The following is a 17,600-nucleotide window of genomic DNA, read 5'->3' on the forward strand; positions in this document are numbered from 1 at the left end:
TTCCGTTAACATGTCCCAGATACTAAGGGCGGCGGCATCCGTCCAGCGGAAGGGACGCAATGGGAACCAGGGAAGGTGATCGGGGCTTCTGGCTTTACGATCTGAAGGTCGAGACGGTTCTGGACGGGCGCACGCCGGTGTGCCGCCACATCGAAGGCGACAGTTTCCGGGTTGAAGGCGAAACGCTAGTGTTCGAGCCGGGGGCGCGGGTGTCGATGTATGCGCTGGCGGGTTTGCTGCCCTTGTTGCCGGTGAAACAGCGCGATACCGACCCGGAAGATTGGGTCAGCACCGATGCCGAGGTCGCCTGTCCTGATCCGCATTGCGGCGGGCGGTTTCGGATCACGCGGCTGAAGGAACGGCGCTGGTTCACGCATGCGGCCACGACGGGGTTGCCTGCTGAACGCGGCACGCCCTACTGGCAGGAAGGTGGTCGCGAATGATCCCTGAGACCGCAACTCTGCGCCCGGGCTACGACATTTCCCGCGTGATCAAGGGCGGCTGGCAGCTGGCTGGTGACCACGGCGCGGTCGACCGCAAGGATGCCGTGCGCGACATGGAAGCCTTTCTGGATGCGGGGATCACCAGCTTCGATTGTGCCGACATATACACCGGCGTCGAGGAAATGATCGGCGATTTCATCGCAGAAGTGCGGCTGCGGCGCGGCGCGGAGGTGGCAAACCGGGTGCACGTGCACACAAAGCTGGTCCCGGATCTTGGGCTGCTGGCCAATATCAAGCCCGAAGATGTCGAAGCGATCATCGATCGCTCGCTGAAACGGTTGCAAATCGATCGCCTGCATCTGGTACAATTCTATTGGTGGGATCTGTCGATGGGTGATCCGCAGGCCGGGCTCGACGTTCTGAAAAGATGCCAGGAAAAGGGTAAAATCGCCTATCTCGGCACAACCAACTGGGATGTGGCGGAAACCCAGCCCTTTATCGATGCCGGGTTCGATCTGGTCTCAACCCAGGTGCAATATTCTCTGCTGGACCGGCGTGCGGCGTGCGGGTTGGCACAATGGACCGCCACAAGTGACATGCAATTGCTGTGCTACGGCACGCTGGCGGGGGGATTCCTGACGGAAAAGTGGCTGGGTCAGTCCGACCCGGGGTTTTCCTTTGCAAACCGCAGCCTCGTCAAATATCGCCTGATCATCGATGAATTCGGGCCCTGGGAGCGTTTTCAACAACTGCTTGGCGTGTTGCAATCGATTGGGGCGAAACACGGGGTCTCTTTATCCTCGGTCGCCACGCGCTGGGTGCTGGACCAACCGCAGGTCGCTGCCGCCATTGTCGGTGCGCGCTACGCACGCCATCTGCCGCAGACGCTTGAGGTGTTCAGCTTCGCGCTGGATGCGGATGACCAGGCCGCCATCGGGTCAGTTCTGGAGGCGGCACCGGGGCCCGCCGGTCCGGTTTTCGCCTTGGAGCGGGACCGTAACGGGCGGCACGGTCGGATCATGAAATACAATCTCAATACACGCCCCGATGATCAGGTGTTGGGGGCAACGGGTGGCTGAAGCGATCCTGACGACGCAGGGCCTGAGCCGCAGCTTTGGGCCGCTCAAAGCGGTGGATGCCGTATCGTTGCAGATTGCCCGGGGGTCCATTACCGGCCTGATTGGCCCAAATGGCGCGGGTAAGTCGACATTCTTCAACCTGCTGACGGGGGCATTGCACCCCGACGGCGGGGCCGTGCATCTGGAGGGGCGGGACATCACAGGCCTGTCCCCTTCCAAACTTTTCGCGCTGGGATTGGGCCGGACGTTTCAGATCCCCCGCCCCTTTGCACGGATGAGTGTTCTGGAAAATGTCATGCTGGCCCCGACAGAGCAAATCGGCGAGACGGTGTCAGGACCGTTTATGTTCCGCAAGCGCATGCAGGAACAGGAAACGCGCATCCGAAAACGGGCCATGGAGGTGTTGGATTTCGTGACGCTGGGTGCTTCGGCGGACCATCCGGCGGGCAAGATATCGGGCGGTCAGATGAAGCTTCTGGAGCTGGCGCGCGTCCTGATGGGCGATCCTGACCTGATCCTGCTGGATGAGCCGGCTGCCGGGGTGAACCCGGTCCTGACCGAAACGCTGATCGGAAAAATCGAGGAACTGAACCGTCAGGGCAAAACCTTCGTAATCATCGAGCATGATATGGATTTTGTGATGCGCCATTGCGATCCAGTGATCGCGCTGGCCGAAGGGCGCGTGGTTTTTCAGGGCAGCGCAGAGCAGGCGCTCGCCGATCCGGTATTGCTGGACGCCTATCTCGGGACATCAGTTGATGCCTGATCCGGTGCTGACCGCTTCTGACATCACGGCGGGCTATGTGCCTGACCTGCCCATTTTGCGAGAGGTTTCGATCACCGCGCGCGCGAGTCAGATCACGCTGATCATCGGCCCGAACGGTGCAGGCAAATCGACGTTGATCAAGGCGATTGCCGGGCTGATCCCGGTCAGTGCAGGCCGGGTTGCGTTTGAAGGGGACGACATCACGAACATCCGTCCCGATCAACTGACCGCCCAGGGCATCGCCTATGTCCCCCAGACTGACAACATCTTTCGCAGTCTGACGATCCGCCAGAATCTCGATCTGGCGCTGCGCCGGGCTGGCGGCGACGCAGGCGCGCGGTTGGCGCGTCTCTTCCAACAATTTCCAGCGCTTGCCGAGAAACACCGTGACAAGGCAGGCACCCTGTCAGGCGGGCAGCGTCAGTTCCTCGCCATCGCGATGGCGCTTGCGACCGATCCGCGGGTGATCCTGATGGATGAACCCTCCGCAGGGCTGTCGCCGAAAGCCACTCAGGAGGTGTTGGAACACGCCCAAGCGCTGGCCGCCACTGGCGTGTCCATCCTGCTGGTGGAGCAGAACGTCAATCAGGCGCTGCGTCTGGCTGATCATTGCTACATCCTGGCGGAAGGGCGCAATCAACTGGACGGGGCGGCGCAGGACCTGCTGGGCAACAAGGTGGTGGGCGAGATCTATCTTGGCGGGCGACGGGTCGGGGCGGCATGATCCAGAATCTGATCGACGGCATTCTCACCGGGTCCTATCTGTCGCTTGGCGCCATCGGGCTGACGTTGGTCATGCATATCCTGCGCTTCGCCAATTTCTCGCATGCGGAGCTTTTGTCGCTCGGGGCCTATTGTGCGCTGGTTTTTGATGCGCTTGTCACCGCTTTGGTTCCGGGCCTGGCGGCAAAACTGGGGCCCTTGTCGCTGACCTGGGCGCTGATCCTGGCAACCCTGATATCGATGGTGCTGACCGGCCTTTCGGCCGCGCTGATCGACCGGCTGGTCTTCAAACGTGTCCGGGAAAAGGGGCAGGAGCTTTCCATGGTCTTCGCCAGCTTCGGCATGGCGCTGGTGATCCGCAACGTGATCGGCTTGATCTTTGGTCTGTCGCCAGAGCTCTATTCCAAGGACATCGCCTTTGCGACCATCCTCAGTCGGGACCCGCTGATCCTGGTCAAACCGGATCAGGTTTTCGTTCTGGTGGCAGCACTTTTGCTGATGCTGATCCTGCATCTCATCCTGTCGCGCACGACCTTTGGTTATGCCTTGCGGGCGGTCGCGGAAAACCCGTCGCTGGCGCAGGTCAATGGCGTCAACCTTGCCCGCACGATCATGGCCGTCTGGCTCATCGGCGGCGGGCTGGCCGCCGTGGCGGGCGTCTTTTACGGGCTCAGTCACCAGATCATACCGGTCATGGGCCGCGATCTGGTGCTGCCGATCTTCGCCGCCACCATCGTCGGCGGTATCGGCAGCGTTTACGGCGCGGTGCTGGGCGGTTTCATCGTCGGGATCGCGGGCAATCTGGCGCTGGTGATCCTGCCGTCGGGCTATACGCCGTCGGTTCCCTTCCTGCTGATCCTGGTTGTTCTGCTGATCCGACCGCACGGGCTTTTTGGCGAGGCGCGGGCATGATTGGTGTGATTTCCTATCTGGTGTTCTTCGCCACCACCGCTGCGATTCTGTCGATTGCGGTGCTGGGGCTGAACCTGCAATGGGGCAATACCGGGCTCTTCAATGGCGGTGTCGTCGCCTTCTTCGGGGCGGGCGCTTACGGGACGCTGATCCTGGGCGGCACGCCGCAGGACGGGCATCTGGGCGGTTTCGGGCTGATCTACCCGGCGGCCCTGCTGGGCGGCATGGCGCTGGCCGGGCTGATGGCCTGGGTCGTCGGGCTGCTGACACTCAGGCTCCGCCATGACTACCTCGCCATCGCCACCTTCGGTGTCGCAGTCGCCTTTGAAAACCTGATGCGCAATGCGGAATGGCTGGCAGGCGGTGCCAAAGGCGTGCGCGGTTTTGAGCGACCCCTGCGCGCCGCCCTTGGGGACGGGTTCCTTTATAATCTGCTCTTTTTCATTGTTGTCCTGCTGCTGCTGATTGCGGTTTACCTGTTTCTGGAACGCCTTGTGGCCTCGCCATTCGGGCGGTTGCTCCGCGCCATCCGCGAAGACGAAGAGGCCGCACAATCGCTTGGCAAGAGCCCCGCACGCATCCGTCTGACCGCCTTTGTCACCGGTTCGGTCATCCTCGGCCTCGCAGGTGGGCTTTACGGCACATTCTACGCTTTTGTCAGCCCGCAAGACGTGTTGCCCACGCTCACCTTTCAGATCTGGGCGATGCTGATCGTGGGCGGTGCGGGCAACAATCGCGGTGCGATCTTTGGCGCTTTCCTCATTTGGGGCGCCTGGACGGCGTCCGGTTGGGCACTTTCGCGTTTCGCGCCGATTGAGGCGCAACTCTACACCGGATCGATGCAGTTTGTGTTGATCGGGGTCGTGATCGTCGGCATGCTTATGTGGCGGCCTCAGGGGCTTTTGCCGGAGCGGCTGGTCGTATCACAGAGGGGAGCAACCCCTTTGGCTAAACAGGGAGAATAACATGTCCATCATGAAACTTATCTGGGCCGCGGTTGGCCTGGCCCTTGGGCTATCTGCGCTGGCGGGTGCCGTTCACGCGCAGGAGTGCACCACCAAGATCGGTGCGGTTCTGCCAACCTCGGTGGATTGGGGCCGCCCGATTGCGGAGACGGCGCAATTTGCTGTCGATCAGGTGAACGCCGCCGGGGGTGCCGCAGGCTGCGCCATCGAGATGGTGCTCCGGGATACGCAGGTGGACCCGAAGGTGGGCGTCGATGCCGCCAAGGCGCTGGTCGATCTGGAGGGGGTGAAACTGCTGTTGGGCGCGGTCTCTTCGGGCGTGTCGATGCCGATCCTCACTTCCGTGACGGTGCCAAGCGGCGTGGTGCAGATGTCGTGCTGCTCCTCCTCGACCGCCTTCACCAAACTGTCCGAAGAGGGCAAGACAAGTGGTCTTTGGTTCCGCACCTTCGCCACGACGGGTGTGCAATCGGCAATCGGGGCGAAAGTCGCCAAGGACAAGGGCTATGGATCGGTAGCAATCCTCTACAAGAATGACGACTGGGGGCAGGATATGGCGCGGCTGATTGCAGCTAATTTTGCCGCCGTCGGCGTTGAGGTCACAGCATCGGTTGCCCTGAATGACGGCCAACCCTCCTACCGCGCCGAGGTGACGGAAGCGCTGACCAGCCAGCCAGATGCGCTCTACCTGGCACTTTACCCGGCCGAAGGCACTGCAGCGGTCCGGGAATGGATCTCGCTTGGGGGCAGCCAGAACATGATCCTGGCCAACTCGCTGAAATCGGATGAATTCCGCGACAATGTCGGCATGCAATATCTTGGTGCAGCGGTTGGCACCGACACGGCCTCACCCCGCTCGGAAAGCGCCGATGCCTTCCGCGCCGCTTATGTGGAGCGTTTCGGGTCTGAGCCGAACGGTCCCGGCCTAGCCAACAGCTATGACGCGACCATGATCGCACTTCTGGCGATGGAAGCGGCGGGCAAAGACGCCACAGGCGCAGACATTGCAGCCGCTATTGCGAAGGTGACCGACGCGGATGGCACGCCGGTCAGCGCCGATACGGCAGGTTTCCAGCAGGCCAGGGAGGTCCTCGCGGGCGGGGGTACGGTGATGTATCAGGGCGGCACGGGTGACGTCCGCTTTGACGCCAATGGGGACGTGTCAGCGCCTGCGGTGGTCTGGTCCTTTACGGACGCAGGTACGCAAGAGGTTGAATACCTGTCCCTGAACGAGGTCGACGCATTCATCGCATCGCTCAACTAGGCGAAAACCGGAGACTTGAAAGATCGGCCGCCACGATAAGGGGGTCGATCTTTTCGTTTTAAGGAGATCAGCGTTCCATCGGGCGCGATCCGCCGAGCACATGATTGACTGACGCCGCTATCTCAGGGCGCGGTTTGCAATGTCCCGTACGGTGTCGGCCAGTTTGGCGGTGCGTTCGGCGTCCCACGTCGTGTCGACAAGGAACGCCAAGCTGGTCTCTCCCAACGCTTGTGCGACAGGCAGCGGTGCCTCTGGCGCCAGTCCCCGGCTAGTGAAGGTCTCTTCGCGGTAAATCTCTGAGCAGCTGCCGGAAAAGGCCGGGAATCCCGCCTTTGATATCTCTGCCAGAACCCGATCGCGTGACCAATCCGCGGCAAGCGCCTCGGGACGCACAAAGGCATAAAACCGATACCAGGCATGCGTGATATCCGAGGGCGGCATCGGCACGCGCAAGGCGTCACACCCCGAAAGCGCGCCGCTGAGAATGCGGGCATTCCGCTCTCTGTGCGCCCGCCAATCGTCAAGATGCGACAGCTGTATGCGCCCGATGACGGCGGCGGGTCCGGCCATCCTGAGATTGGTGCCCGGCCCGGCATTGTGCAACCACCGAAACCCCGGGGGGTGATCGGTGTCAAAGACATTGGCATGGCCCTTGCCGTGATCCTTGTGGCTCCAGGCGCGGCGCCACAGATCATCGTCATTGCAAAGCAGCATGCCGCCTTCGCCGCCTGTGCTGATGATCTTGTCCTGACAAAAGGAGAACGACCCGAAAGTGCCGATGGTACCGACATGCCGATCACCCAACTGCGCCCCATGCGCTTGCGCGCAATCTTCGATGACCCACAGGTTATTCGCCCGCGCCAGATCCATGAAACCGTCCATGTCGCAGGGCCACCCGGCGAGGTGTACTGGCAAGATGCCGCGCGTCTTGGGCCCGATCAGGGGGGCCACGGTTTCCGGCGTGATGTTCCCGGTGTCGGGGTCGACATCGGCAAACACTGGCACGCCACCGGCCAGCAGAACGCAGCTGGCAGAGGCCATGAAGCTCCGGGGGGCGACGATCACCTCGTCGCCCGGTTGCAGATCAAGCACATGCAGGGCCGTATCCAGCGTCACTGACCCGTTGGCCATGGCGATGGAATGGCGGGCGCCTGTGTAGTGACAATAGGCTTTTTCAAAGTCGCCGACATCCGGGCCGGTCCAGGCATTCACCTTGCCGGAGCGCAGCACGGCGGCGACGGCTTCAATCTGTTCGGTATCGTAAACGGGCCACTGGCTCATGCTAGTTCCTTTTTCAGACGACGGTTCTGACGAGGACAAATCCTTCTGCCGCAGGTCTGTGCACGGTAGCCCCCCGCAGCGTGGCCAGCGCGCGCAGCGCTTCAACCGATCTTTCGTGCGGGGCGGGGAAGACCTGGCTGGCAAATTTCCTAAATGCCGCGATTTTCTGGTCCACGGTGTCCGAGATATCGATGAAGACATTCGGCACAAAGGCGGGGGTCAGATAGGGCGCGTTCCAGTTGGTTTCCGACAAGGTTTCATAGGCCAGAATTGTGGCCGGATAATCTGCTTGGTGCGGCCTGCTGGCGACCAGCGTCGACAGGAAACTGAGTTGATGGTCGAGGTGGATGTCGCCTGGATGCGGTGCTAGGATCAGCGCGGGCGCCACCTCGCGCACCAATTTCCCCAAGCCTGCATTGAGCGCGCCATGCGGTTCTTCGGCCAGCGCGGCCGCGGGAAAATCCAGCCAATGTGTCTTTGTCACGCCCAGCAGCTCATGCGCCGCGGCAGCTTCGGCCTTTACGGTGCGGATCTGTTCCGCATCGAATTTTGGCGGCTGACCACTGGTGACAATGCCGATATGAACCTCCCGACCTTCGCTGGCAAAGCGCGCAATTGTGCCGCCCGCCCCCAGCACCTCGTCGTCCGGATGCGGTGCGATGACCAGAACAGGGCCCGTCGAGGACACAAGGTCGCTGGGGTTATGGGTCATGGCCAAAGTCTTTCAGCTTGCTGTGAAGGGGCGGTGGTTTGTCAGAGCCGGACCACTCAAGAATATCGAGGCATTTCCCATCACCACAGGCCACGGTGAAGGATCGTCCGTTGATGTCCTGAATTTGCCCGGGCAGGCCAATAAACCGCCCCGCTTCAGGTGTGTGCCGGACAGCGGTCAGCGTGATCTGCGCGCCGTCCCCTGCATAGGTGAACGCACCGGGGTAGGGGGGACCCACCGCCCGGATCAGGCGGTGAATTTCCGCTGCCGGACGGGTCCAGTCGATGCGCCCGTCTTCGGGCCTGCGACGGGCGCAGATGCTGATGCCGTCGTCTGGTTGCGGTGTGGAGGGAATGTCACCCGCAGCAATGGACGTCAGCAGTGGTGGCAACATTCCGGCAAGCGCCTCCAGCACCCGGTCATAGAGTTCACGCGCCGTCACCGTGTCGGGGTCGATTTGAAACCTGGCCTGTGCAGCGAGGGGGCCATCATCGGCACCCGCGCCCAGCCAGAACAGGCTGGCGCCGACATCCCGTTCACCAAGGAGGATGGTCCAGGGGAGCACGCCACGCCCGCGAAGTTTCGGCAGGGCGGTGGGGTGAAATCCGATGCATCCCAGTTTCGGAATTGCCCTGAAGTCCGGGCCGCAGATTTGCGACCAGCCAATGACCAACGCCAGATCTGGTTCGACACCCTTGATGGCCGCCAGCGCCTCCGGCGCGTTGATCTGCGACGCGTAAAGCACCGGTATGTCATGGGCGGCAGCCACCGGGTCCAGATCGGCAAAATCCGAATGGCGTTGCGCCAGATCAGGGGGCAGGGTGACGATCAGCGCCGGTATGTGTCCCGCGGCGCACATGCTTTCCAAGGCCGCGTGTGATCCTTCCACAGCACCCACAAATACCGTTCTCATGCGGATACTCCGGCGGAGTTTTTCGGCAGATGCGCATTAAGCCAGCGCGTTGCGTCCTCCAGACGCTCTGGCCGACGTTTTTCGCCGAAAAGAGCGACGCCAAGCGTTTCCCACAGAATGCGCAGATCCAGTGCCGTGGACCGGTGGGACACATACCACAGATCCAGCCGCAGCTTTTCTTCGTTCGACAGAGTGGTATTGCCGCTGACTTGCGACCAGCCTGTCAACCCGGGTCTGACAGCACTACGCAGACGTCCCGTTTCGCCAAATTCATCGATGGTTTCCGGCAGCAGCGGTCTGGGCCCGACAAGCGCCATGCGACCGAGCAGGATGAGCCAGAGTTGCGGGATTTCATCCAGACGCAGCCTGCGGACTAGCACGCTTATCCGTGTCTGTCGTTCTGCGTCTGGAAGCAATGTGCCGCTCGCATCCCGTTCTTCCCGCATCGTCCTCAGTTTGGCGATGTCGAAGGTTTTACCGGATTTGCCCGATCTGGTCTGCCAAAACAGAATAGGACGGCCGAGATCGACCCAGACCAAACAGCACGCAAGGAGGAGGACTGGGAACGCAAAAATGCCGACGAAAAGGCAGATCAAGATTTCAAACAGGCGATTCATAACACACAGTGAATACTTTACCCTAAAAACCGCCGAACTCTCTGCCCGACGCGTTCAAAAGAGCGACCAAGGCTGTTTCAACGGCAACCAAAAATGCCAAAATATTAAGCAGCTTTCGCCGCAGAACTTAAGAATTACGTCCGAATCTCAGGCGAAATTACACGTAATTCCGCAATTTCCAAATAGATTCTCGGCATCGGTCAAGTTGGAATTCAATCGGGAATTGCAATAAGTTAGGCGATTTCCCGGAATGGTATGCATTCCTCTTTGTCTCAGGAAAGTTTACTTGTAATGCCAAAAAAAAGTAAGAACACTAACATTATGATTATTGTTCATTTTATCACCAGCACGGGAGTGGGTGGTGCTCAAATTATGTTAAAGAGGTACTTGGCTGCGCTCGGACCGGAGGCCAAAAACCACAGTGTGGTTTCCCTGACCGGCATTGGATCGATTGGGCGAGATATCCAGAATATGGGCGTTCATGTTGAGCCGCTTGGGCTGAAGCCCGGGCGCGTGAGCCTGTCAGCCATCGCGAAAATGCGAAAGATGCTGCGGCAGCAGCCGGTCAGCGTCGTTCATGCCTGGATGTATCACGGATGTCTGGCATCGATCATCGGATTGGCGGGCAGGTTCGGCAAAAAACCGGGACTGGTTTGGGGTGTGCATCACTCCTTGCAGGACATCAAAAAGGAAAAGTTTTCCAGCCAGATGATCATCCGGATCATGGCGGCCTTGTCGGGGAGTGTCGGGCGCATCACCTATTGCTCCGACGTGTCCCGAAATCAGCATGAGGCAATTGGCTTCAATGCAAAGAAATCAGCGCTCATTCCCAACGCCGTCGATACCTCGGAATTCAAACCTGACCCTGCCGCGCGTGACAGGCTGATCGAGGTTCTTGGTATTCCGGGTGATCGACTGATGGTGGGGAATGTATCGCGCAGCCATCCGATGAAAGACCATGTCTCCATGATGCGGGCCACCGCAAAGATGCTGGATGAGGGCCACAACGTTCAGGCTGTTCTGATCGGCGAGGGCCATACAGGCAGTGCCGCTGCGGTAGAAGCGCAGTCTTTGGGAATTGCCGATCGTGTGAGCATTCTGGAGATGCGCCACGACATCGCCAAGCTGGTGCCAGGTCTGGATGTTTTTCTGCTGTCGTCAGCCTGGGGTGAGGCGTTCCCCCTCGCGGTGACGGAGGCGATGTCGGCAGAGGTGCCCTGCGTGGTCACGGATGTCGGGGATTGCGCAAAACTCGTCGGGGATACCGGCACTGTGGTGCCGCCATCCGACGCAAATGCACAGGCATCAGCTGTGGGCGCATTATTGTCCGCGGGTGAAGAAGAACGGGCGCGCCTGGGCAGGGCCGCGCGCCTGCGTGTTCAAGATAACTTTTCGATGAATCAATACGTACAACTTCATAGAGATGCCTACCATTCGGTGCAGTCAGGCCGACCGCAGGCGGCGCATAATATCCGCTCGATGTCTGCCTGAACAAGAATTGTGTTAAGCGCGGCTCAGGCCGCCGTTTGGAATTAGTTTAAGCAAGGGACCCCTGCGCGTGCGCATCGGGAACCGATGCGGGAGTGATGAATATGACAGCACAAGGGCCGATTTCGCAATTGGGTCAGACGGAGCCGGAGGGCAGGGTCGGGCTTGATGGCGCCTGGAGCATCGTTCGCCGCCATTTGTTGATGGTCATCTTGATTGTCACTGCTTTTGTCGGGCTTGCCTATGCCGCCGTCAGCTATTTGCCGGAGGAGTACAAGACCCGGTCGACGGTGATCTTGACCTTGCTGGAGACGAGGGTCAGCGCCACGGAAGTGGAATTGGAGACATTTGAGCTTTCACGCCTGGTGATCGAGACCGAGCTGGATATTCTGCGCTCTCGTGACTTCGCCGTGGAAGTCGCGGAAGCGCTGCAATTCTTTGACGAACCGACGTTTGCGGGCGAGCCGGGCGTTGCCGAGGATCCAAACGATCCGGTTTGGCGTGAAAAGGTCATTGATAAAACTTTGAAATCCTACACTGTTTTCCGCCAGGGGGAGAGTTTGGCAGTTGAAATCGTGGCGGAATCGACCGATCCCCGCATGGCCGCGAACATCGCAAATCAGGTTGCCAGATCGTATATTGAAAAATCCGTTCTCAAACGCCGTGAAGGCATTGTGCAATCCATTGAGTTTCTGCGCGGGCGCGTCGATCAATTGGGCGAAGAGCTTTCGCAGTCTGAGCTGAGCCTTGCAGCCTTCATCCGCGAGAACGATCTTGATGATGAGAACCTTTCCGATCAGCTGCGCGCCGATGTGGACCGGCTTGTTTCCATCGAGAGCATTTTGTCAAAGGATCCAACCGCGCAAGACGAATTCGAAGCGACGACACAGGACCTGCGGGCTGCCGAAGCTGCACTACATGATCGCACGCGGTCGCAGCTGTCGCTGATGCGGATGGAGCGCTCGATGGAACTGCTGCGCGCGCGCTATCAAACAGCCATCGAGAAACTGAACGAGCTTGAAAACCAATTGCAATTTGTGTCCCAGGGTGCTCGGCAGGTGTCTGTGGCGCGGGTTCCGATTGACCCATTCTGGCCCAACAAGCGCACGACGCTTGCGGTCAGTGTGGTGGCGGGTCTGGCGCTGGCCTTCATCGCGGCCCTGCTGCTGGAAGGTCTTAACAACAAGCTTTGGAACGAAGATCAGACGATCGCAGCCTCCGGGGTTCCGAATTTCGGGTTTGTGCCCAAAATCAAGAAGAAGGGTCTGTTTTCCCGAGAGTACTCACCCATCTGGTTTCTCCACGCAAACCCCAACTCGGGATTTGCGGAGGCGCTGCGCAGCCTGATCACCCTGTGGTTCAACCTGGCTGCCGGAGGGAAAGTGGTGATGGTCACCTCTGGTCTGCCAAACGAAGGAAAATCGACATTGACCGTGGCGCTGGCGGCTGCTGCGGCCAATGACGGGATGAATGTACTGGTTCTCGACCTCGACAGCCACCGCCGCGGGGCGTCTAAAATGCTGGGCTCAACTGAAAAACTGGCAACATTTCAGGATGTTCTGTCCGGGAAAACCGTTGGCGTGCCCGCCTATGTGGATGGCGAGGAAGTGACGGGCGTGCAGGTTCTTGGCCTGCAAACGCGGCACAAAACGTCACCGCAGGATCTGAAACAGGATCTGCAGGCTCTGAACAAGAAGCTGAGCGCGGACTATGATCTCGTGTTGGTGGATACACCGCCGGTGCTTGTCGTGGACGAACCCTGCCGTTTTGGTGCGTTGGTTGAATCGACGCTGCTGGTTGTCAGGTGGGGTCGCACGACCGACGAGGTGCTGCGGGATACCGTTGGGAAACTCGCCAGCAACGGTATCGAAGTTTCCGGGACCGTCATCAACAACGTCGACCCGCGCAAACAGCGCAGATACGGATACGGCGGATATGCGCATTACTACAGTTACGGCGCATCAGGGTATCACTGATGTTACACGCCGCCGCTGTTTTATCGGTTCTCTTGCTGATGCCCGAAGCGTCGGGCGCAGGTCCTGCTGACGGGATTGCGTTCCCGGGTGCCGATGGGTTTGGCGCGGTCGCAACCGGCTGGAAAGGTGGCGAAATTCACAGGGTTTCATCTTTGGCCGATGACGGCCCCGGCTCATTGCGTGCCTGTGCGGCGAGCAGCGGGCAGCCGCGAATTTGTGTGTTTTCGGTGAGCGGCACCATCGAGTTGCGCGGTCCGATCAAACTGCCATCCAATATATATGTTGCCGGGCAAACCGCACCGGGGGATGGCATTCAGTTGCGACTGGTTGGTGGCAAGCACGGGCCGCTGATCCTGAAGAATGTGAATGATGTTGTGGTGCGTCATCTCAAGGTGCGCCCCGGGCCGAGCCCGACACCGTCGCCGTCCGTGGATGCGATCACGGTGGAGAACGGGCAACGGATCTATCTGGGCAACCTGTCGATGGCCTTTGCCACGGATGAAACATTTAATGTCCACGTATCGGGAGCGACGGCGGCAGATATTACCCTTGCCGACAGCATTCTGGCTTATAGTTTGGACCGCTCTAATCATCCGAAGGGACGACACTCGAAGGGCGCGTTGATCTGCTCAACCGAGAACGTGAACAATGCTTGCGGGCGGATTTCGCTGCACCGCAACCTGTTTGCCCACCACAGGGATCGGCAACCTGACGTCAAGGGTACCTCCATCGGTCCGGTGGAGGTGATCAACAACGTCTTTTACAACCCGGTCAGCCAGTTCGGCGAGTTTTACGATCTGATCGGGGATGCAAAAATTGCCTATCTTGGCAATGTCGCGTTATCCGGACCAAACACCATTCGGAAAACGCCCGAAGCCGTGCAGGTTTTTGAGTGGGAGGATGCGTTTCACGTTGAGCTTTTGGCCGAGGACAATATCGCGACATCTGCGCAGGGGTGCCGCGTGCGGCAAATGCACGTGCTCGACCCCATTGCGCAGCAGCAACAAGTCGCAGCACCGGGATGGCAGACAAACATTGCGGCCCGGCCCGCAGCGCAGACCCTCGGTGATGTCCTGGGGATAGCCGGAGACCAGATCCTGGGCAGACGGGCTCCCGACGCGCTGGATCAGCGGGTGGTGTCTGATGTCCGAAACTGTGGTGGCGCGATCATTAACGAGGTCACGCAAGTCGGTGGCTGGCCGTCGATTGCATCAGCCGATCCAGCGTCACAAACAGACAGCGACGGTGACGGTTTTCCGGACCTGTGGGAAGCCGGCCAAAGCGGGCTGGACCCAAACGAAGCGGATGATCCCTGGGAGGGTAATCCCCAGACCGGGCTGAGCCATGTCGAAACCTGGTTGGCGGCGCTCGCTGGGGATGGGAGTTAGGTGATGATCGGAATGTATCAGCTGCTGAGCGAAATTAGTGGCGGGACCGATGGCTTAGGCTTGCGCGCGGGTCCCAAGCTTGACAGGGGTTTCGGAGCGGATAGGTCGCGCCGTCAGACATTCAGCGGGCCATTGCATCTGTGTTGCGATGCACAACTCAATGCCCCAAGAGCGGAATTCGTCGGAAACAAATTCCCCGCATTCCAAGTCTTGTCTTCCAAAGTTGCAGGAGAGCTATCGGCAATGCCGACAGTCTCCCAATTGTTCAATGTGTTTGATTTCCGGAGGAAATACCCGTGAAACGTCCTGTGCTGGTACCCTTTCTTATCGCGGTTTTTCTTTGGCTCTCCGCGCCATTTGCGATCGCACAGACATACACGTTGACCGGACAGGACCGTGTCCTGATACGGGCCATGCAATGGGACAGAACCACCGGCTCATATTCACAATGGCCCGGCGTTTCCGGTGAATACGTCGTGTCAACAGAGGGGCTGATACATGTCCCGCTGGCTGGCCAGCTTGAGGCCAAGGGAAAGACGGTCGGGGCCTTGTCCGAGCAATTGCAACTCAGGCTGCACCGCCTGATCGGAACCTCGGAGCCGCCGCAGGTCGCGATGGAAATCATTGGGCATCTGCCGGTGTACGTTTTGGGAGACGTGCAAAACCCGGGAGCTTACCCCTATCGGCCCGGTCTCACATCACAACAAGCGCTCGCGGTGTCGGGCGGTTTGCTCCGGATCATCGATGCAGACGCTCCAGGCAACGCTTCGGAACAGTTGAGGCTGGCAGGCCAGATACGGGTTGCTGAAGACCGGATCAGAGCCCTTCAGGAGGAGCGCAACCGCCTCAACTGGGATCTTGGCGCATTGGGTCGGCAGCTCGAAACGGGTTCGGATGCAGCCTGGCCGACGGGGAGAGAAGGCGAGATCCTTGCTGCTGTGCAGACCGCGCGGGCCGCTCAAAATGCGCGGATTCTCGATCTGCAGGCCGTGCTGAAAGAGCAGATTACCCGCCTAAGCTCTCAGATCGCGCTACGGGATGAGCAGATCGCCCTGACAAAAGCGGAGCTCGAAAACGTCAGTTCGCTGAAAGAGCGCGGGCTGACCGTGAACACACGGGTATCAAGCCTGAACAACGCGCTCAACGATCTGGAGGCGAAGCGCCTGCAGTTGGAGATCGGCCTGCTGACCGCGCAACAACAGCTCAATCTGGCAGAGCGGGAAGAGTTGACTTTGCTGGACGATGCAAAATCGGGCGGCCTGTCACGGTTGAACAACGTCGAGCAGGAAATCGCAGCCCAGCAGATCGGCCTGACAACCCTTCGCTCATTGTATGAAGAGGCGGTTGCAGCCAACCCCTCCGCCGTGGTTGATCCGCTGACCGAGCGGGTGACGAAGTATTTTGTTACGCGCGGGTCGGACCCGACCGTGCTCGAATTGACCGCGACGGGTGAATTGCTGCCGGGCGACACAATCGAAATCCGCCGCGTCTCGATAGGTGAAAAAGCTGCCAATTAGATATGAGCGAAATGAAAATCGAATGCATTGGAGACCGCGACAAACAGCCGTTGTACACCGCTGAAATGATAGTTTGGAGATTACGTTTTTAAGCCACCAACCTTTGCGAGAACTTCGGGATTTCAATGCCCCGATCCGCATAATCGCCCGGAATTTAATGCCAGTATGAACAGATGAGGTTTTGATGCCGACCCCAGATTTAAATGTTGATTTTTTGATAATCGGTGCCGCCAAATGTGCCACAACCTGGCTGCAGCAATCGCTTTCTGCCAACAAATCCCTGTATTTACCCGAACCGGAGCTACACTTCTTCTCACGTGAGTATGACCGCGGGATCGCCTGGTATCAGGACCAGTTTTCCGGGTTCGGACGCGATGTCACAATCGGAGAAAAATCCAATTCCTACCTCACCGAACCGCAGGCCGCCGACCGCATTGCCAAACACTATCCGGATGTTCGCCTGATCGCTCAACTGCGCGACCCGGTGAAACGCGCCTACTCTGACTACTGCATGCTACTGCGCCGCGGTAGTGTATCGACCGACATCTGGCGGCATCTGGATCCCGAAAAAGCGGCCGATGAAAGGTTCCTTATCGACAGCCGGTACGGGCATCACCTGACGCGTTTCAGGAATACCTTTCCCGAAGAAAACCTTCTGATCCTCGACTTTGATGACGTCACGCGGGAGCCTGAAAAGCAGCTGCGCCGTGTTGCGGATCATCTTGGGGTAAAGGGCGCGCTGCATCCGCCCGTGCAGGAGCGTGTTAAAGACAAAAATGCGCCCACTGTGCCGCATAGATTTCGACGTGCGCTGGCCCCCTTGCGGCCTATGCTCGATCCGTTGCGAGACAAATGGCCGGTCCGCGCCATCCGTGACCGGATTGCCCGACCGGTGAAATATCCGCCTTTGCATCCCGATCTCGCCAAAAAGATGAGGGATCACTTCCTGCCAGATATCGAGTTGCTGCAAAAATTTGAGCCAACAATATCAGCGCATTGGCTTGGAGAGAGGTGATGGATCGCAGCGGTATCACGCGCAAGGAGAGAGCGGAAACCGGCGAATCGTCGCCGATTCGGGCTCGAATTCCGGTGAGAATCATCAATGAGGCGCTGTTTGCACGAATTATGTTGCTAAAAAAATCATCACAATTCGTTTTTTTGCGCATTCAATTTATGCGAGAGGTTTTAGTAAATATATGATTTTAAACCAATAAAGTCGAAATTATGTATCTTTTGTGACATCTTCCCGCATAGGTAGACCGCATTATGATGGAAATCAGCGCGGTCATGCATATAATTATTAACAATAGGTTAACACGTCTTAGTTGTAACGATTGCAAAAGTTTTTTTATCCCGGGCGACACTGGGAAAGACGCAATTCAAGCGTTTTTTGAGTACGAAAATGAAGTTTGGTGAAGTGGTGTTAGGAGGCTTTGAATTGAATTTTTTTGAATGTTGCCGGGGTTTGTTCATCCCGTGACAAAATTAGCTTTAGCCGGGGTTGCGCTGGCTGGCTGAGCACAAGGAGCGGTGATCCAAGATTTCCTGGGCGCTCC

At 58.9% G+C, this 17,600-nt stretch carries 16 protein-coding genes; 12 read left to right on the forward strand and 4 right to left on the reverse strand.

What is annotated here, in order from left to right; genetic code table 11:
* Positions 1–59 precede the first annotated feature (59 nt).
* The 7 genes from Q1A63_RS03735 to Q1A63_RS03765 are packed head-to-tail and all read left to right on the forward strand — an operon-like array spanning position 60 to position 6,152.
* The gene (locus tag Q1A63_RS03735; protein WP_299630697.1) at positions 60–443 is read left to right on the forward strand and encodes a TIGR04076 family protein; all 384 of its coding nucleotides are present in this window, start codon (positions 60–62) and stop codon (positions 441–443) included.
* Positions 440–1,522: an aldo/keto reductase gene (locus Q1A63_RS03740; protein WP_299630699.1), complete on the forward strand. Its 1,083-nt coding sequence runs from the start codon at positions 440–442 to the stop codon at positions 1,520–1,522. The genes Q1A63_RS03735 and Q1A63_RS03740 overlap by 4 nt, the downstream gene beginning before the upstream one ends.
* Entirely contained in the window at positions 1,515–2,288 is a 774-nt protein-coding gene (locus Q1A63_RS03745) for an ABC transporter ATP-binding protein (RefSeq protein WP_299630701.1), read from the forward strand. The genes Q1A63_RS03740 and Q1A63_RS03745 overlap by 8 nt, the downstream gene beginning before the upstream one ends.
* Positions 2,281–3,012 carry an ABC transporter ATP-binding protein gene (locus Q1A63_RS03750; RefSeq protein ID WP_298969387.1) on the forward strand — a complete coding sequence of 244 codons (732 nt, stop codon included), beginning with the start codon at positions 2,281–2,283 and terminating at the stop codon, positions 3,010–3,012. The genes Q1A63_RS03745 and Q1A63_RS03750 overlap by 8 nt, the downstream gene beginning before the upstream one ends.
* A complete protein-coding gene (locus Q1A63_RS03755; protein ID WP_298969389.1) occupies positions 3,009–3,923 on the forward strand; it encodes a branched-chain amino acid ABC transporter permease in 915 nt (304 codons plus the stop codon). The genes Q1A63_RS03750 and Q1A63_RS03755 overlap by 4 nt, the downstream gene beginning before the upstream one ends.
* Positions 3,920–4,888, forward strand: a complete 969-nt coding sequence (locus Q1A63_RS03760; protein ID WP_298969391.1) for a branched-chain amino acid ABC transporter permease — start codon at positions 3,920–3,922, stop codon at positions 4,886–4,888. Before Q1A63_RS03755 ends, Q1A63_RS03760 begins: the two co-directional genes overlap by 4 nt.
* A 1-nt stretch (position 4,889) precedes the next feature.
* The gene (locus Q1A63_RS03765) at positions 4,890–6,152 is read left to right on the forward strand and encodes an ABC transporter substrate-binding protein (protein ID WP_298969392.1); all 1,263 of its coding nucleotides are present in this window, start codon (positions 4,890–4,892) and stop codon (positions 6,150–6,152) included.
* Between the two features lie 117 nt (positions 6,153–6,269).
* Here Q1A63_RS03765 and Q1A63_RS03770 read toward each other — a convergent pair whose 3' ends face one another.
* Genes Q1A63_RS03770 through Q1A63_RS03785 form a run of 4 tightly spaced genes read right to left on the reverse strand, consistent with a single transcriptional unit; the run spans position 6,270 to position 9,675 of the window.
* The gene (locus tag Q1A63_RS03770; protein ID WP_298969393.1) at positions 6,270–7,433 is read right to left on the reverse strand and encodes a DegT/DnrJ/EryC1/StrS aminotransferase family protein; all 1,164 of its coding nucleotides are present in this window, start codon (positions 7,431–7,433) and stop codon (positions 6,270–6,272) included.
* Positions 7,434–7,446: 13 nt separating this feature from the next.
* Complete coding sequence (locus Q1A63_RS03775; RefSeq protein ID WP_298969394.1) at positions 7,447–8,145, reverse strand: PIG-L deacetylase family protein; 699 nt, start codon at positions 8,143–8,145, stop codon at positions 7,447–7,449.
* Complete coding sequence (locus Q1A63_RS03780; protein ID WP_298969395.1) at positions 8,135–9,058, reverse strand: formyltransferase family protein; 924 nt, start codon at positions 9,056–9,058, stop codon at positions 8,135–8,137. Before Q1A63_RS03780 ends, Q1A63_RS03775 begins: the two co-directional genes overlap by 11 nt.
* Positions 9,055–9,675: a sugar transferase gene (locus Q1A63_RS03785; protein ID WP_299630706.1), complete on the reverse strand. Its 621-nt coding sequence runs from the start codon at positions 9,673–9,675 to the stop codon at positions 9,055–9,057. The genes Q1A63_RS03780 and Q1A63_RS03785 overlap by 4 nt, the downstream gene beginning before the upstream one ends.
* Positions 9,676–9,930: 255 nt before the next feature.
* On the opposite strand from Q1A63_RS03785, the gene Q1A63_RS03790 reads away from it, so the two are divergent.
* The 5 genes from Q1A63_RS03790 to Q1A63_RS03810 all read left to right on the forward strand — a co-directional run bounded on the left by Q1A63_RS03790 (position 9,931) and on the right by Q1A63_RS03810 (position 17,059).
* Entirely contained in the window at positions 9,931–11,166 is a 1,236-nt protein-coding gene (locus tag Q1A63_RS03790; RefSeq protein ID WP_299630708.1) for a glycosyltransferase, read from the forward strand.
* Between the two features lie 101 nt (positions 11,167–11,267).
* Positions 11,268–13,139 carry a P-loop NTPase gene (locus tag Q1A63_RS03795; protein ID WP_298969398.1) on the forward strand — a complete coding sequence of 624 codons (1,872 nt, stop codon included), beginning with the start codon at positions 11,268–11,270 and terminating at the stop codon, positions 13,137–13,139.
* Positions 13,139–14,527, forward strand: coding sequence for a hypothetical protein (locus tag Q1A63_RS03800; RefSeq protein ID WP_298969399.1), 1,389 nt, complete (start codon positions 13,139–13,141; stop codon positions 14,525–14,527). Before Q1A63_RS03795 ends, Q1A63_RS03800 begins: the two co-directional genes overlap by 1 nt.
* A 296-nt stretch (positions 14,528–14,823) precedes the next feature.
* A complete protein-coding gene (locus tag Q1A63_RS03805; protein ID WP_299630711.1) occupies positions 14,824–16,044 on the forward strand; it encodes a polysaccharide biosynthesis/export family protein in 1,221 nt (406 codons plus the stop codon).
* Positions 16,045–16,258: 214 nt separating this feature from the next.
* The gene (locus Q1A63_RS03810) at positions 16,259–17,059 is read left to right on the forward strand and encodes a sulfotransferase (protein ID WP_298969401.1); all 801 of its coding nucleotides are present in this window, start codon (positions 16,259–16,261) and stop codon (positions 17,057–17,059) included.
* Positions 17,060–17,600 lie beyond the last annotated feature (541 nt).

Origin of the sequence: uncultured Roseobacter sp., from assembly GCF_947499265.1 — a bacterium.
Lineage (GTDB): Bacteria > Pseudomonadota > Alphaproteobacteria > Rhodobacterales > Rhodobacteraceae > Roseobacter.

Excerpts from the sequence above, each read along its gene's own strand:
- Q1A63_RS03735 (WP_299630697.1), top strand. The coding sequence starts at position 60 with ATGGGAACCAGGGAAGGTGATCGGGGCTTCTGGCTTTACGATCTGAAG.
- Q1A63_RS03740 (WP_299630699.1), top strand. The coding sequence starts at position 440 with ATGATCCCTGAGACCGCAACTCTGCGCCCGGGCTACGACATTTCCCGC.
- Q1A63_RS03750 (WP_298969387.1), top strand. The coding sequence starts at position 2,281 with ATGCCTGATCCGGTGCTGACCGCTTCTGACATCACGGCGGGCTATGTG.
- Q1A63_RS03755 (WP_298969389.1), top strand. The coding sequence starts at position 3,009 with ATGATCCAGAATCTGATCGACGGCATTCTCACCGGGTCCTATCTGTCG.
- Q1A63_RS03760 (WP_298969391.1), top strand. The coding sequence starts at position 3,920 with ATGATTGGTGTGATTTCCTATCTGGTGTTCTTCGCCACCACCGCTGCG.
- Q1A63_RS03765 (WP_298969392.1), top strand. The coding sequence starts at position 4,890 with ATGTCCATCATGAAACTTATCTGGGCCGCGGTTGGCCTGGCCCTTGGG.
- Q1A63_RS03770 (WP_298969393.1), bottom strand. The coding sequence starts at position 7,433 with ATGAGCCAGTGGCCCGTTTACGATACCGAACAGATTGAAGCCGTCGCC.
- Q1A63_RS03775 (WP_298969394.1), bottom strand. The coding sequence starts at position 8,145 with ATGACCCATAACCCCAGCGACCTTGTGTCCTCGACGGGCCCTGTTCTG.
- Q1A63_RS03780 (WP_298969395.1), bottom strand. The coding sequence starts at position 9,058 with ATGAGAACGGTATTTGTGGGTGCTGTGGAAGGATCACACGCGGCCTTG.
- Q1A63_RS03785 (WP_299630706.1), bottom strand. The coding sequence starts at position 9,675 with ATGAATCGCCTGTTTGAAATCTTGATCTGCCTTTTCGTCGGCATTTTT.
- Q1A63_RS03790 (WP_299630708.1), top strand. The coding sequence starts at position 9,931 with ATGCATTCCTCTTTGTCTCAGGAAAGTTTACTTGTAATGCCAAAAAAA.
- Q1A63_RS03795 (WP_298969398.1), top strand. The coding sequence starts at position 11,268 with ATGACAGCACAAGGGCCGATTTCGCAATTGGGTCAGACGGAGCCGGAG.
- Q1A63_RS03800 (WP_298969399.1), top strand. The coding sequence starts at position 13,139 with ATGTTACACGCCGCCGCTGTTTTATCGGTTCTCTTGCTGATGCCCGAA.